General features: G+C 41.8%; 12 protein-coding genes, 1 tRNA gene and 1 pseudogene. 6 read left to right on the top strand and 8 right to left on the bottom strand.

Annotation, left to right across the window (positions count from 1 at the left end; all coding sequences use genetic code 11):
• Positions 1-92 precede the first annotated feature (92 nt).
• A pseudogene (locus tag EPX21_RS23565) lies at positions 93-215 on the top strand (transcriptional regulator); the annotation flags it as partial.
• Between the two features lie 214 nt (positions 216-429).
• On the opposite strand, the gene EPX21_RS21450 reads toward EPX21_RS23565, so the two are convergent.
• On the bottom strand, positions 430-1,887 hold the full coding sequence (locus EPX21_RS21450; protein WP_134091827.1) for an aldehyde dehydrogenase family protein: 1,458 nt from the start codon (positions 1,885-1,887) through the stop codon (positions 430-432).
• 477 nt (positions 1,888-2,364) lie between these two features.
• On the opposite strand from EPX21_RS21450, the gene EPX21_RS21445 reads away from it, so the two are divergent.
• Positions 2,365-2,437: transfer RNA gene (locus EPX21_RS21445), tRNA-Lys, on the top strand.
• Between the two features lie 42 nt (positions 2,438-2,479).
• Here the strand turns inward: EPX21_RS21445 and EPX21_RS21440 are convergent.
• The 5 genes from EPX21_RS21440 to EPX21_RS21420 all read right to left on the bottom strand — a co-directional run bounded on the left by EPX21_RS21440 (position 2,480) and on the right by EPX21_RS21420 (position 10,085).
• Entirely contained in the window at positions 2,480-4,123 is a 1,644-nt protein-coding gene (locus tag EPX21_RS21440; RefSeq protein ID WP_134091825.1) for an amidohydrolase, read from the bottom strand.
• A gap of 89 nt (positions 4,124-4,212) precedes the next feature.
• Positions 4,213-7,479, bottom strand: a complete 3,267-nt coding sequence (locus tag EPX21_RS21435) for a S41 family peptidase (RefSeq protein ID WP_134091823.1) — start codon at positions 7,477-7,479, stop codon at positions 4,213-4,215.
• A 99-nt stretch (positions 7,480-7,578) separates the two neighbouring features.
• Positions 7,579-8,343, bottom strand: coding sequence for a class I SAM-dependent methyltransferase (locus EPX21_RS21430; RefSeq protein ID WP_134091821.1), 765 nt, complete (start codon positions 8,341-8,343; stop codon positions 7,579-7,581).
• Positions 8,344-8,429: 86 nt separating this feature from the next.
• Positions 8,430-9,512, bottom strand: coding sequence for a S1C family serine protease (locus EPX21_RS21425; protein ID WP_134091819.1), 1,083 nt, complete (start codon positions 9,510-9,512; stop codon positions 8,430-8,432).
• A gap of 12 nt (positions 9,513-9,524) precedes the next feature.
• Complete coding sequence (locus EPX21_RS21420; RefSeq protein WP_134091817.1) at positions 9,525-10,085, bottom strand: RNA polymerase sigma factor; 561 nt, start codon at positions 10,083-10,085, stop codon at positions 9,525-9,527.
• A gap of 332 nt (positions 10,086-10,417) precedes the next feature.
• On the opposite strand from EPX21_RS21420, the gene EPX21_RS21415 reads away from it, so the two are divergent.
• The 3 genes from EPX21_RS21415 (at position 10,418) to EPX21_RS21405 (ending at position 12,794) form a co-directional block, all read left to right on the top strand.
• The gene (locus EPX21_RS21415; protein ID WP_134091815.1) at positions 10,418-10,618 is read left to right on the top strand and encodes a hypothetical protein; all 201 of its coding nucleotides are present in this window, start codon (positions 10,418-10,420) and stop codon (positions 10,616-10,618) included.
• A gap of 193 nt (positions 10,619-10,811) precedes the next feature.
• Positions 10,812-12,149, top strand: a complete 1,338-nt coding sequence (purB, locus tag EPX21_RS21410) for an adenylosuccinate lyase (protein WP_134091813.1) — start codon at positions 10,812-10,814, stop codon at positions 12,147-12,149.
• 90 nt (positions 12,150-12,239) lie between these two features.
• Positions 12,240-12,794 (top strand): NifU family protein, encoded by a 555-nt coding sequence (locus EPX21_RS21405; protein ID WP_134091811.1) that lies wholly within the window; start codon positions 12,240-12,242, stop codon positions 12,792-12,794.
• A gap of 62 nt (positions 12,795-12,856) precedes the next feature.
• On the opposite strand, the gene EPX21_RS21400 is transcribed toward EPX21_RS21405, so the two are convergent.
• Together EPX21_RS21400 and EPX21_RS21395 are read right to left on the bottom strand one after the other, a co-directional pair.
• Complete coding sequence (locus EPX21_RS21400; protein WP_134091809.1) at positions 12,857-13,651, bottom strand: inositol monophosphatase family protein; 795 nt, start codon at positions 13,649-13,651, stop codon at positions 12,857-12,859.
• Positions 13,644-14,822: a prolipoprotein diacylglyceryl transferase gene (locus tag EPX21_RS21395; protein WP_134091807.1), complete on the bottom strand. Its 1,179-nt coding sequence runs from the start codon at positions 14,820-14,822 to the stop codon at positions 13,644-13,646. Before EPX21_RS21395 ends, EPX21_RS21400 begins: the two co-directional genes overlap by 8 nt.
• A gap of 167 nt (positions 14,823-14,989) precedes the next feature.
• On the opposite strand from EPX21_RS21395, the gene EPX21_RS21390 reads away from it, so the two are divergent.
• A complete protein-coding gene (locus tag EPX21_RS21390) occupies positions 14,990-15,208 on the top strand; it encodes a hypothetical protein (protein WP_134091805.1) in 219 nt (72 codons plus the stop codon).
• Positions 15,209-15,313: the final 105 nt, after the last annotated feature.

Below are 15,313 nucleotides of genomic sequence, written 5' to 3'. Positions count from 1 at the left end.
ACAAAAATTAATAAATTTATAACTCGAAAGTCTCCTTAAGGTTTCATCCTAATGTGTCTAATTTAGTTTGAAGACGTACACGTCGCAAAGTCCTTGACACATATCCTCCTATTGCGATATACGAAATAACAGAATATGTCGAATCACTTCAAAACGTTTTAACTTCCTTACATGATTGGGGAATATCTCATAGAAAAAAAATCACTTCGAAGTAATATGTATTATAAATAGTAAAAGGTTTTAATTCTCTTTTTGCCCATGCTGTATCAAATGCTGTAAATCAGCGTCATTTTTGACACGCTCCATTGCTTTCTACAATCTGAATAACGTTCGCTTTTAATTGTTTCAAATCTTCCTAAAAAGAGTTCGAGCTTCGTACCAATGGAATCACGGAAAACCTAAAAACGATAAGCAATCCGTCAAAATCTACTAAAAAGGATATTTACGAGGCTGCACCTGTACACTTATCCATTGTACGGTTGTTAGCTCATCTACAATAAAGTCATCACCGAAACGGCCCACACCGGAATTCTTTTCGCCGCCAAAAGGCGTGTTCATTTCATCATTTACGGACTGATCGTTAATATGGATCATGCCAGTCTCTATCTGTTTGGCAAACTGGATACCACGCTGCAGATCTCGTGTATGCAATGCCCCGCTTAATCCGTATTCAGTACCGTTTGCCAGCTCTACGGCCTCTTCATCTGTTTTAAAACGAACCAGACCAACCGCCGGGCCAAACACCTCTTCCTGGAATATTGGCATATCTTTAGTTACTTCTGATAAGATTGTAGGCTGTACCACATTTCCTTCTGCCTGGCCGCCGAGCTCCAGTTTAGCTCCGGCTTGTACCGACCGTTCAATAAGGTCTAATACATGTTTTACTGCTTTGTTATCAATCAGCGGCCCTATAATAGTTTTGGGATCAGCCGGGTCACCATAAGTGAGGGCTTTTGCCTTGTCTAAAAATTTATCCCTGAACGTGTCATAGATACTGTCGTGGATCAGTATTCGGTTAGTTGACATACAGATTTGTCCTTGATGCATAAATCGACCAAAAACAGCCGATTCGACTGCGCGGTCGACATCAGCGTCATCTAAAACGACAAAGGCATTATTACCGCCAAGCTCCAACGCAAGCTTTTTAAGTGCCTCTCCACCTATACGGCCTATTCCCTTTCCGACAGGCGTGGATCCCGTGAAGGAAATCAATCTTGAGCCGGGATGGCCCGTAAAATAATCACCAATCTCGCCGGATTTACCCACAACGCAATTAATCACTCCAGCAGGTATCCCCGCTTCTTCGAACAATTTAGCAATGATGGTACCTCCGGTCACAGGGGATTGTGAGGCAGGCTTGATCACGATGGCATTACCAACGGCAATGGCAGGCGCGATCGTGCGCATGGACAAGTACAGCGGAAAGTTCCAAGGGCTGATCATACTGACAACGCCTAACGGTTTACGGAACACATAGCTTTCTTTTCCCTCTGTAAATGATGGTATGGTAAAACCGTGCATACGAGTCGGGTAGCCTGACGCTTCGATAAGCATGTCATAACTTTGTTTGATCTCGACCTGAGCCTTTAAAGCGGTACTGGCAACTTCTTTGATCAGCCATTCTGTTACTTCGTGCTCACGTTTCATCAACACGTCTGCCGTGCGCATCATCAGGTCGCGACGAACAAGCGGATTGTTGGTCCCCCATACTTTAGAAACGTCTTTTGCGGTATCATAAGCTTCGTCTACGTCCTGCTTATTCGCCACTTTAAAGGTATTGATCACACTATTATCAAATGGATTTAAATTATCGATAATACTATCGCCCTTACCTTCTCTCCATTGTCCGTTAATAAACTGTTTATTCAGTTCTGTATATTTCTCCATAATTTAAAACGCCACCAATATGGATAGCACATTTTAAAGGTTGTTACCTGTTGTTCGTTTAACCTAAATAACACACAAGGAACACCAACCGTTTGTAATACTAATGTAAGGTTAGCTTAGCTTAACAGGTGGACATAGGACGCCCGTATTGAAAATCAGCACAGCGTAGTCCTCATCCTTATAGGATATATGATGCTTCTTGGACATTCGTCTGGCTAATATTCCAATAGACTTTCTATCAATGTCCAAGGATTACCAGTTCCTTGGAGAGAATTTTAGCTATCTATAAAGCTGCATCGGCCACTTATAATAAAATAACAAACTGATAATAAGTGTAAAGGCATTTTTTTTAATTTTAAATTTGGTGTGTATACCTAAAAAACATACCTTTGCACCCGCCAACAGTTCAGAAAAAGAAATAAAATTCTGAAAAATAAAAGTTGATAATATTTAATTCTAAAGTGTTAAATATTAAGAGATTCCGTAGCTCAGCTGGTAGAGCAATACACTTTTAATGTATGGGTCCTGGGTTCGAATCCCAGCGGGATCACAAAAAGCCTCACCGAAGTGGGGCTTTTGTGTTATAGCACGCTTACTTATTCTGATATACCTTTTCTCCGGCTACCCAAGTTTGTTTGACTTTAGTGCTTCGTATTTCGTGTAGTGGAATTTGCATAATATCTTTCTCCAAACGGACAAAATCCGCTTGCTTTCCCTTTGTGATACTTCCCTTTGTCTCTTCCTGAAAACATGCGTAGGCCGCCCAATTTGTTAAGCCCTGCAGAGCCTCTTCCCTAGTCAACGCATTCTCGACCTGAAATCCACCTGTTGGCTGACCTCCTTTATCTGTACGCGCCACTGCAGCATGAAATTGATAAAGTGGATTGATGTCTTCGACGGGAAAATCGCTTCCTAAAGCCACCATCCCTGCAGCTTGAAGTAATCTTTTATAGGCGTATGCATACGGAAGCCTTTCCCGGCCCAATCGGTCTTTCGCCCAATTCATGTCGGACGTAGCATGGCTTGGTTGCACCGAAGGGATGATATTAGCCGAAGTAAACAACGAATAATCCTCTGGTTGCACAATTTGTGCGTGCTCAACGCGCCATCTCTTGCTACTATTATTTCCTAAGTGCTTGTTGAAGACGTGAAGAATGAAGCGATTAGTAGAATCACCGATTGCGTGTACATTTACTTGGAAATCACTCTTCGCTATTCTACCTATTACGGCATCCAATACTGCCGGCTTTTGGAGTAGAAAGCCTTGCGTCGGCGCGTCCTCGTACGGGTGAAGCAAGCAAGCTCCCCTCGATCCTAAGGCACCGTCTGCTATAATCTTAAAGGAACGCATGGTTAACTGACCCTGTTCAAAGATCCCTTCTTTTAATATTTGTTCAAAATCAGCCGTATCCAGCATAGCCATGGCGTACTCCCCTATTCTCAGCTTTTTTTCTTTATATAGTTCTTTCAGTAAGTCTATTCTCTTTCTTGATAAACCAGCATCTGCCAGACTGGTTAAGCCCACAGAAAAGCATGCCTTTTCCGCTTCCTGTAATAGATTAGTCAATTGCGAATCAGATGGGGCGGGTATCTCCTGTTGTACTAAATCCATTGCGTTGTCTACAAGAACGCCCGTTGGTCTGTTCCCTTTGTGAACTATCAATCCGCCCTCCGGCTGCTTGCCCATATCGATATGTGCCAAATCAAATGCGGTTTGATTAACCAAGGCCGCATGTCCGTCAATTCTACTTAAATAGACGGGTACATCAGGGAACGCGGCATTCAATTCATCGTTATTGGGAAAGCTCTTATCTGCCCACAGATTTTGGTCCCACCCACGACCAATAATCCAAGCATCATTTGGAAACTTAGCCCGAAAGGCTTGTATTCTTTGAATCACCTCTTTCATTGACGCTGCGCCTACCAAGTCGACCTGGTGCATGCCCTGGGCCAAGCCAAAGAAATGGCAATGAGCGTCATAAAATCCCGGATATATGGCTTCACCTGCAGCGTTTACAATGTGTTCACTCGTATATTTATTTAAAATGTCTTCACTTGTTCCGATGTCATGGAATTTCCCATTTTTAACGGCAAAGGCCTCTTGTACTGACAACGCGCTGTCTACCGTATAGATTACGCCATTGTGAACGATAAGGTCTACCGACTCCTTGTTTTTGCATGACAAAAAAGAGCTCAGCATGAAAAAGCCTGCTAAAAAAGATATAAGTGATTTCATAAGTCGCGATAAATGTGAGATAAATATAAGACTTCCCGAAGTAATCCGTTGGAAGTCTTATATTTTGTTAAGTTAAGGAAAAAATAAGGTTACTGAAGTAGTTCCTTTACAGCCCTTTCCAGTTGAGGATCCGCTCCCCGGAGAAAGGCTTCATAAGGAAGCGGCACTTTAATGTCCGGCTCAACTTGCAAGTTTTCAGTAGGACGATTCTCTTTTCCGATCGTAGCAATCATCGGTATACCGAAAATAAGCGTTGGATCTATCTGGGTTTCCCACCAAACAGCCGTTCCTGTACCTGGAACCGGCATGCCGATCAGCTTACCCAGTCCATTTTGTTTGTATATATAAGGAAATATAAAGGCGTCGCTGTAATTCCCTTCGCTCATTACCACTGCGCTAGGTTTGCTCCAACGAGCTCTCGGTTCACCGCCTTTTAAAACGTTTCCTTGAGGAGAAAACTTCAAGTATTCCTTACCGCTTAAAAAGGTGTTCAGGTCGTCATGTAACCATCCGCCACCATTAAAGCGCGTATCTACTATAAGTGCTTCTTTGTCTGAGTTCTCGCCCATCACTCGATCATAGACCTCTCTGAAGCTTGCATCATTCATTCCCTCTACATGCACATAGCCTATTTTACCGTCGCTAATCTTGTCAACGTACGCTTTTCTGCCAGCAACCCAGCGCTTGTACATGAGTGGAGCTTCTTCCGCCAGGCTAATAGGCTTAATGGTTTCGTTAAAGGTACCGCCTGCATCATTCTTGCCGTGAATACTTACGTATTTGCCCACTTTGCGGTTTAAAAACTTGGCCCAATCAATAGTATCATCGATGACATTGCCGTCTATTTCGAGTATAACGGTTCCTTTTTTAATTTTCGACTTGGCGTTTGCCACCGGCCCTCCGGGAATGACATCGGCGACTTTCAATCCCTTACCCGTGTAAGTCTCATCATAGAGCAAGCCAAGTGATGCCGTTACGTCGGGGTTGTTATAACGGGGAGAGTAGCGCCCGCCGGTATGAGAAGCATTCAGTTCTCCTAACAATTCGCTCAAAAGTTCTTGGAAATCAAAATTGTTATTTATGTGAGGCAAGAACTTAGCGTATGTTTGGTAATAGCCGTCCCAATCTATCCCGTGTAATTGCGGGTCATAGAACTTCTTTTTCACTTGAAGCCATGCATGATTAAAAATGTACTCCCGCTCTGCAGCCGCGTTTAGTTCAAGTTCCGTTTGCGTGTTTACCGGCGAAATCTTTCCGCTGGCTGCGTCGACTTTCACCAAGCTTCCGCGATTTACTACAAATAAGCTCTTTTCATCTTTACTCATTTCTATACCACTCGGAGAACCTGATAATTTAGCTAGAATTTTAGTCTGGTTAGTTCTCGGCTCCGTTAACCATAGGTCATAGCCCTTCTCGAACGATGCCAAATAGACGAGTTTGCTTCCGTCTTTGGTTAGTGCATAATCACTGATGGATGAACTGTTAATTGTCAAACGCACTTCGCGGTCGCGCAAATTCTCAAGATTAATCTTTATCGTCTTCTCATCCTCCTCTTTCGGAGCTTTCTTGTCCTTTTTAGCTTCTTGTTTACCATCCTTTGTTGCTTCTTCCTTTTTTGATTTGTCTTCCTGCTCCTTCAGTAAATCAAGCTCATCTTTAGTTAATTTGAATCGGTCATAGTCCTCCTGATTAAAGAAAACACCGAACACATCGAGTTCTCGGCTGCCTTGTAAGGCCAAGGATTTTCTGCCATATCGATTGCTTAGCCAAGTAAGCATTTTTCCTTCCATTTGCCAACGGGCTCCTTCCTCACCAAAGCCGGTTAATAATGGATGTTTAATCTCGCCCGTTCCGTCTGCTTTTATAAGCGCTGCATTGGAATTAAAAAAGTATCCTCTTTGGTCGTCTACCAACAGCCATTTGCTGTCAGGACTCCACTCAAACCCCCAGTCGCCATCAGCGTATGAATGGTTGTGGCCTGCCGGAAGCAAGGTGACAGTCTTCTTCGTATTTATGTTATAGACCTTTAAAATGTTTCTTTCCTCTATATAAGCGATCGACTTTCCGTCGGGCGAAAACTTTGGAAGAAAATTATTTGTGGTTCCGACGATAACCGGCTCCTCTTTTAATACTGTCGCATTAAAGAAATAAGGCTCGTCATTGTTCACGATAGCACTCTGGTAGATGCCCCAACCGTTTTTCCCTCGTTCAGCAGCATAAATAAGTGTCTTTCCGTCAGGCGACCATTTTACCATACGCTCTTGATCTGGCGTGTTTGTAATCCGTTTGGTAAAATTGCCTTCAACACTGGTAACAAAGATCTCTCCCCGGCTGACATAAGCGATTTGCTTTCCATCCGGACTTAACTCAAATTGACTGATTTGGCCGTTTAACAGTAGGTTATTCGATTCAGCATCTCCATTGTCAATAGGAATGCTAACTGTCAGTTTTCTAGGCTCCTCCCCTTCTTTCAATGTATAAATGGATCCATCCTGCGTAAAAGCGAGTGTATTATCGTTTGCAATACTTAAATGGCGTACAGGATTTTTCGTAAAACGTGTTAACTGCTGATCAGCAATGCGCACCCTAACTCCCTTTTTGTAAAGATTTAAAGTTCCATCCTTTTCATTTAGATAATAAACAAATTGGCCGTCGTTACTAAAAACGGGCTCACGATGTTCAATTTCTTCATTTGTTAATGGCTCATAGCTGTTTGTTTTCAAATTATAAAGCCAGATATCACGCGTTACTGAGGACGTATGATGTTTTCTCCACGGATCTTCGTATCCCTTCCTGTCTTGAAAAATAAGTAAACTGCCATCTTTATTAAAATGCGCATTTTCAACTCCTGCTGCACTAACGAGGATCGCTCGCCCCCCTTTTACGTTAACCCGATAGAGGTTCTGAAATAGACGCAAACTTGGGAAACGCGCGCTCTCGGCAGGTGCTTGTCGCGAACTTCCGAATATAACTTCGGAATTATCCGGATTGAAGTCATAAGGAAAGTCATTGGCGCTATTGTATGTTAAGCGTGTTGACTTTCCACCACTGGCCGGCATTATATAAACATCAAAGTTGCCGTTGCGATCGTTAGCAAAGGCGATAAATTGACCGTCGCGGCTCCATACAGGCATCATGCTGTGCGAATTGCCTACTGTTAAAGCCTTAGCTACGCCTCCGTTGGCGCTTACGCTATACAAATTTCCCTGATAACCGAAAACAATAGTTTTTCCATCGGGTGAAATGGCAGGGTAACGAAGCCATAATGCTTCGTCTTGCGCCAAGCTTCGGTATGATTGACTTAAGAGCAGAAGTAGGCCGAGTAAAAACTTTAGATTGATTAAACGTTTCTTCATGTGATTTTTAGTATTGATTAATAGTATCACAAACTTAGAGAAAATTGTGAAAACAGCGAATTGTTAAAACGCAACTTTGTAACGTTTTTGATAGATAGCTCACATCATTCCCATAAACAGCTTTGTTTTATAGGAGAGGCTTATTATTCCGTTGTTGGAATACTGGTCAAACAGCGCTTTCAGTGCAGCCTTCATGCGTATCGCTGATTCATGATCCTCGTTCGGCATATAGGAGTAGGATAGTGTCCTGCCCAATAGCTGTTTGAAGGTCAGCTGGGTGTCGTAGCTAAACCAATGTTCCTCTAGGCTATGGCGCTTAAAAAAATCGGCCAGATTATTGCCTCGTGATTCCCTCTTTTTGACTTCAGCATAATCGATAGAAAAGTCACGTATAAAATGCTCATACGCTTTTTCGAAGGGCGTTTCGGCACTCCGAATATTCCAAATAATGGCCGCTTTTCCCTTGTTTGTCAATATCCTCTTGAACTCTCTTTTTGCTTCCGTGAGATCGAACCAATGAAAGGATTGTGCACAAACTATCATATCGGCGCTTCTATCCATCAAGCCGGTATGTTCAGCTGTGGTACTTGTAATCACGCAATTCGCATACTGACTAAGTGCTTTACTCGCCCTTTCCCGCATTTCATTATTTGGCTCAATAGCGATGACTTTACAAGGCCACTTCGCCAGTTCCTGGGTTAAGATACCCGTGCCTGCGCCGAGTTCGACAACGACACTTTTTTCGTTCAATGAATTATGCTCGAACATAAAGTCCAGTAAAGCTTGCGGATAGCTGGGACGGTATTTGTCATAATTATTTGCACGAAGGTTAAAGCGGTCGATATTTCGAAAGTCTTGGCTCATTTGGTTCTGATCTAGGTTCCAAATATAACGAAAATGGCTCCGACTTTATTATTAAGCGGAGCCATTAGCTTGATTAAAACAAGACCTTAATACACCTTGATCATATAGATATATTCTTGCACTTTTTTGATCTGTTCGGTGCGACTCAGATTTGCCAGTGTATTTTTTTTGTTCAGGATAAGCTTCTTGTCCAAACTATCAGGAATAGACGCCAGTGCCTCTAAGACATAATTGGACTTGATGGCGAAAGCCGCTCCGTCAGTCTCTGTTTGCTTGCTGTTAATAACTCCAATAATGTTACCTCTGTTATCTAGTACCGGCCCCCCGCTATTACCTGGATTCACTGGAATAGACACTTGATAGGCAATCGTATCGCCACTATATCCGGTATTACTGCTCAGATAACCTCTTCCATAGACGGCTTCTTCTCTTGGAAAACCGATGGTGTATACGTCCTCGCCAATATCGGCCGCGTTTTGTTTAAAGGTATATGGCAAATTACCAGCTTCTTTGAAGCTCTTATCAATAATTTCCAAAACCGCAATATCGTAACCGGGATCGGTATAAATTACCTTCGCTTTATAAGAGTTACCGGTATAGTTCTGCAGGTAAACCGAATCCGCGTCTTTGATAACGTGATAAGTAGTCATTACATATCCGTTGGAAGAAAGCGCAAAGCCGGTCGCTCCATAGTGGCTTGGCGTACTAAATCCACTTTTACCTTTATTAATATCTTTTATCAGGGCGTTTTGAGCTTTCACATTTTGCCGGATGTTATTCATGTCGCGGCGTAAAGCGATGTATTGGGAGGTATTATCTTTCGAATAAAAACCCGTAAGCCACAAGGTGGTAAAAACGGCTATGAGCGCAACCGAAGCCGCTACCAACGAATTTATCTTGTACTTGTCCCACAGACGAACCACAAGCGGCTTCTTCGGCATCACTTCCTGTATGTTGATAGTCGCATGAACAGCATCCAGCTTCTGCTGCAGATCGACTCGCGCTCCGTAGCTTTTTACGGTCTGAATAAAGACCTTATGCTCTTCAAACTTCTTACGCGCTTGGTCGTCATTAAAAAGATAATCCTCGAAAGCTTTTCTTTCCAAGGCATTCATTTCGCCTCTTAAATAAGCTTCTGATTGCTCCAGAAAATCTCGTTCAATCTTCATTGTTGTAAGTTTTTAACCAAAATAAAGTCGCTTTAGACGTTGCAGGCACTTATACTTTTGATTCTTCGCATTATCAGTATTAGTGTATCCGAATTTCTCGCAAATATCCTGCATCGTTAAGTCGTGGATGTAAAAATCTTTTATTATCGTTTTACAGGGCTCTCCTAGTTTCTCCAGTGCGTTTTCCATCATTATGAACTGCTTGTCCCGCTCCTTATGCGACTCGATATCATCCTCTACAGCTATTTTTTCCTCAAGGTCATCGATGTTACTATAGATACCCTTTTTTGTAAGCTTTTTAAGCCAAAGATTTCTACACACAGCGTATATATACGTCTTGAGCTTGCTGTTAAGTTCAAAAGTGCCGCTGCATACGTTGTTATAAAGAATGATGATACTTTCCTGAAATATGTCTTTGGCATCATCAATGTCACCCCCGTTATTGACGACTAAACGAACAACCATAGGAAAATTCGCCTTATATAACGTTTCTAACGAACTAGCTTCTCCCTTTAAAATCCCCGCAAGTAACTCTCTCTCGTTTGGTGGTGTATGTTTTTTCTCTTTACTCACTAGTTAATACGTTAAAATGCAAATAGTAACCCACTTACTTATTTTTTTTATTTTTGCCAGCGCTCGAAAGATGCCATTCGGCGGGTATCGTTTCCTGTTAGCCCCATTGCCCTAAAGACGCAAAAGTAAAGAAAGTAAGGAAATAAAAATAGTGTTCATTGACTATCGGATATAGACTTAGCGGTGATTTGCATTTTCCCTAAAACATAGCCATCTTTGCTGCCGATAAAAAGAAATAATATTTTTTTTTAAAATTGTTGGGTTACCTTTCCATATGTGCGGTATAAAGAGGTAAATAAACAATTTTATTTAATCAGAAAAGAAAATTAACGATGAAAAATTTATTCAAATTCGGTTTTTTAGGTTTAGCTTTAACTTTAACTGTTGCAGCTTGTAACTCAAACTCTGGCGAAGGTTCTACTGAAGAAACAACTGATACAACTACTGTTGTAACTCCTAGCGAACCAGATACAACTGTTATTACTACTGACACTACTGTAACTGCAGACACTACAGTTAAAGAGGCTCAGTAATTAAAACTGAAATAGTAACAGCCGGCTCTATTATTTAATGGAGCCGGTTTTTTTTTGCCATTTTCACCTCTGGCGATAGTCGCTCTACATGCAGAGAGGTCAATGGTGCTATGGCGTGTTCCGTAAAGAAAGACTGAGTAAAAGCAATATTTTTTTAACTTTGCGCTTTTTAACGCGATATATTTTCACTGACATGAGCTTATCTCCACTTACCGCCGTCTCGCCGATAGACGGTCGATATCATCAAGCAACAAAAGAGCTAGCGGCGTATTTTTCCGAAGCAGCCCTAATAAAATACAGGGTATTTATTGAAATCGAATACTTTATTGCACTTGCGGAAAGCGGGATTTCCCAATTAGCAGATTTATCAAACCAGGGCGATTTACGAGCTATCTACATTAATTTTTCGGAACATGATGCGCAACGTGTTAAAGATCTAGAGAAAGTGACCAATCACGATGTAAAGGCCGTTGAATATTTCATTAAGGAGAAATTCGATGCATTGGGGATAGCGGATTTAAAGGAGTTTATTCACTTTGGACTAACTTCACAAGATATCAACAACACGGCTATCCCTTATTCCTGGAAAGACGCCTTAAATACCGTCTATTATCCAAGTGTTGCTGAACTTATTGGAGAGCTCGCTAAGATGGCCGAGGAATGGAAGGCGATACCTATGCTTGCTAAGACCCATGGGCAGCCGGCCTCTCCTACCCGTTTGGGAAAAGAATTAGCCGTATTTGTAGAACGACTGCAAACGCAGTTGGATCAGCTTAAAACGATTCCTTTTTCCGCTAAGTTTGGCGGCGCAACCGGGAATTTCAACGCACATCATGTCGCTTATCCGGCAAGCGATTGGGTTACCTTCGGGAATCGTTTTGTCAACGAAATATTAGGGCTAAAGAGATCGCAAAAGACCACTCAGATTGAACACTATGACAATTTTGCGGCGCATTGTGACGGTTTAAAGCGGATTAACAATATTTTCATCGACCTATCAAGGGATATTTGGGCGTATATCTCCATGGATTACTTTAAGCAGCAAATTATAGCTGGGCAAATCGGATCTTCCGCCATGCCCCATAAAGTAAACCCCATTGATTTTGAAAATGCTGAAGGCAATTTAGGCCTCGCTAACGCTTTGTTCGAACACCTATCGGCTAAATTACCGGTGTCCCGATTACAACGCGATTTAACCGATTCTACGGTTCTAAGGAATATCGGTGTACCTTTTGCACATACACTTATCGCTTTTAAATCGATTATGCGTGGACTTAAAAAGCTGATATTGAACGAAACAGCGCTTCGCGCGGATTTGGAAAAAAATTGGGCCGTTGTTGCAGAAGCAATACAGACAATATTGAGAAGAGAAGGATATCCCCAGCCCTACGAGGCGCTGAAAGATTTAACGAGAACAAATAGTATCATTAATCAAGAGGCTATTGCCACATTCATCGACGGCCTAGCTATATCCGAAGTCCTGAAAGAGGAACTCAAGGCAATTACTCCTTGGAATTATACAGGTGTTTAGATAGATGCAAACCACCTATGAAGTATGACGCGGCCTTGACTGCATGTCCGTCATATTTTTGTTAGCTTTGTGTTATTAATAATAAATAAAATGGCCACTATCAACGTATATACAGAAAGTACTCCTAACCCAGCAACCATGAAGTTTCTGGTAAACAAATTATTATACAATGGGAGTTTAGACTTTCCGGATAAAGAGAAAGCACAGAGTTCGCCTTTTGCTCGTGAACTTTTTAAGTTTAATTTCGTTAATGGCGTTTTCTTTGCCAGCAACTTCGTAACGATTACAAAATCGGAAGATAGTGAATGGGACGACATCCTTCCTATACTGAAAGATTTTGTAAAAGGCGCTGTAGAGTCTGAATTACTGATACATGAAGTTGAAAGGGATGAGAACGTAGCCTTTGAAGGTAGCGAGACTGAAAAGAAAATTCAACAGGTATTGCACGATTACGTTCGTCCAGCAGTAGAACAAGATGGAGGCGCTATCGCCTATAAGTCTTTCGACGAGGGTGTTGTGACGGTTGAATTACGAGGCTCATGTAGCGGGTGCCCTTCTTCAACTATTACCTTAAAAGCTGGGATAGAAGGGCTTTTGAAACGGATGGTTCCTGAAGTGCAGGAGGTAGTGGCGGAGGCCATGTAAACGGCTCAAAGATTTCATTATAGCTTTTAAAAATAGTAGGCCCAACTTTTTTTGGGCCTCTCTTATTTAAAGAAGGTTACTACGGCCTCCAATACGAGCTTTGCAATGTCGCTGTTTCCGGCAATAACAGATCGCTTATCAAGCATCTCTCGAGTTCCTTCGAAATCATAGCTGATCCCACCTGCTTCTTTAACTAGCAATAAGCCTGCGGCCATATCGTAATCGTTTAAATTATATTCAAAAAAGCAATCGAATTTACCGGCCGCAACATAAGCGAGGTCGAGGGCCGCAGACCCTATCCTACGGATACCGCGACATTCCTGCATCAGATGTTTTAGTAGATTAATATATTGATCTTGGTATTCGAATTTATAAAAGGGAAAACCTGTTGCGAGCAAGGAGTCCTTCAAGGCCGTCGATTCAGAAAGAACGATGGGCTTGTCGTTTAAAAATGCTCCGCCATTTTCATAAGCGTAGTAACATTGATCGCTAGTTACCTCATATACTACGCCCACAATAGGTTCACGATTGCGTGTTAACGCAATGCTGACACAATAGGCGGGAATATCATGTATGAAATTTGTTGTACCATCCAGCGGATCGATTATCCAATCATAGACCTCCCCCCTTTTTTGAATCGTTTTCTCCTCCGTAATGAATCCAGCTTCTGGAAGTATTTCTTTTAGTCGCTCTACAATAATAAGTTCAGCTCCTTTATCTACATAAGAGACCAGGTCATGAAGCCCTTTTTGTTCGATTCTGCTTTTATCGAAATCTAATCGTTCTTGGCGTATAAAATGGCCGGCGTCCATCGCTACGGCACGTACTTGTTGTGTAAATTGGGACAAGTTAAGCATAGTTCTGTATAATAGGGTACTTGGATTTATTAAGTTTCGATTTCAAATACAAAATACCTGCCAATCCAACTATAATCATCGTGATCGAAATAAGCTCGGCTTGTGTAAACGTCAAACCAAATAGGTGGTATTTGGAATTCACTCTTATCAGCTCGATAAAAAATCGCTCAATTCCGTTTAATGTAAGGTAAATAAAAAAAAGCATACCCGCGGTCCGCATTCTTTTTCTTAAGCCCCAAAGTAATAGAAAGAGTATAAGGCAGGCGATAAATTCATAGAGAGACGTAGGATAAACAGGAATCGGCAGCTCATGGCAGAACCTTCCGCTACAGCCTACAATTGGCACGCCTTCGTTAATAACATTGTGGGGAAATTTAAATGCCCATACCCAATCAGGAAACCATTGGAGGGCGGCAGGCTTTGTGTGTAAATTTTCAATACCCCAATCGCCATCACCTGAAAGTTGGCAGCCTAAACGGCCAACAGCATAACCTAGCATCATTCCGGGTGCCCCAATATCAAGCATGTGAAGGGGTCGTATGCCCATTTTTTTCGTATAGTAAATAACAGCAATACCACCAAATATAATCCCTCCATAAAATGTAAGTCCGCTAAACGATAAGAGGCTTTCTATCGGATTGCTAACAAACGTGTCCCAGTATTCCAAATTGTGAAACAGCTTTGCTCCTATTAAACCCCAAATTGCCGCCCAAGTCAGAATTTTACCCATTAACTCATAAGGATGGACCTCATTGGTTTCGGTTATTGCTTCAGGAAGTTGATGCTTCTTTTTGTCAACATACAGCCAGTAAGCGAATAGCAGTCCTAGTGAGATACCCCCTACCAAAGAACCTTTAGTGGACAACAAAAGAGCTTGTGGATCTTCGACAAAATCGCGGTAATGGAACAGTGCATATATCAATTTGAAGCCGATAATGAATCCAACCAGCGCATTCATTAAGACGTCAAAATAATTAACCGGTTCGCCTATAGTGAGCTCTTGTTTAATTGAATTGATCTGCCCTAACTGCTCTTTCCGGATAAGTTCACGTTTAAAGATATAATAGGCTGAAAGAAAAGCCAAACCGACAAATAAGCCAAATGTCTGGACTGGTAAGGGTATATAGATACCAAAGACATATTCTATAAGATGAGACAGGGTCGGAAACATACAGCTAAAGATAATTTTTTTATGGAGGATATAAAAGGTCGTGGCGAATATAGTTTATATAGAAACAATAATCGCTGAAATAGGCAATTTGCTGCAGGGAGAGAGGTTTTCTTTCCAAACTAACGGTAAGTAGTTTTGTTGTTTATTTAAATCAAAACATTAAAGACATGAAGGTAGTAGGTATCATACTTATTGTTGTCGGAGCTATCATGCTGATTTGGACCGGCTTTAGTTTCACAAAAAAGGAAAAAGTGGTAGATGTGGGCGCTGTGGAGATTAATGCAGACAAAGAAAAGCAGGTCAACTGGCCGCCTTACCTTGGCGCAATTTTAGTCGGCGGCGGAATCATCGCGTTAGTTAGTCAGGGAAATAAGACGAGAAGATGATAGAAAGCTTCATAACTGAGCGCTGAGCATTTATCGATTGCACAAATAAAAAAGCGGAGCGATATAGGGCATAACCTGTATAACGTCTCCGCTTTATCACTTTAA

Origin of the sequence: Olivibacter sp. XZL3 (genome assembly GCF_004368405.1) — a bacterium.
Classification (GTDB): Bacteria; Bacteroidota; Bacteroidia; order Sphingobacteriales; family Sphingobacteriaceae; genus Olivibacter.
This window is presented reverse-complemented; position numbering and strand designations above follow the sequence as displayed.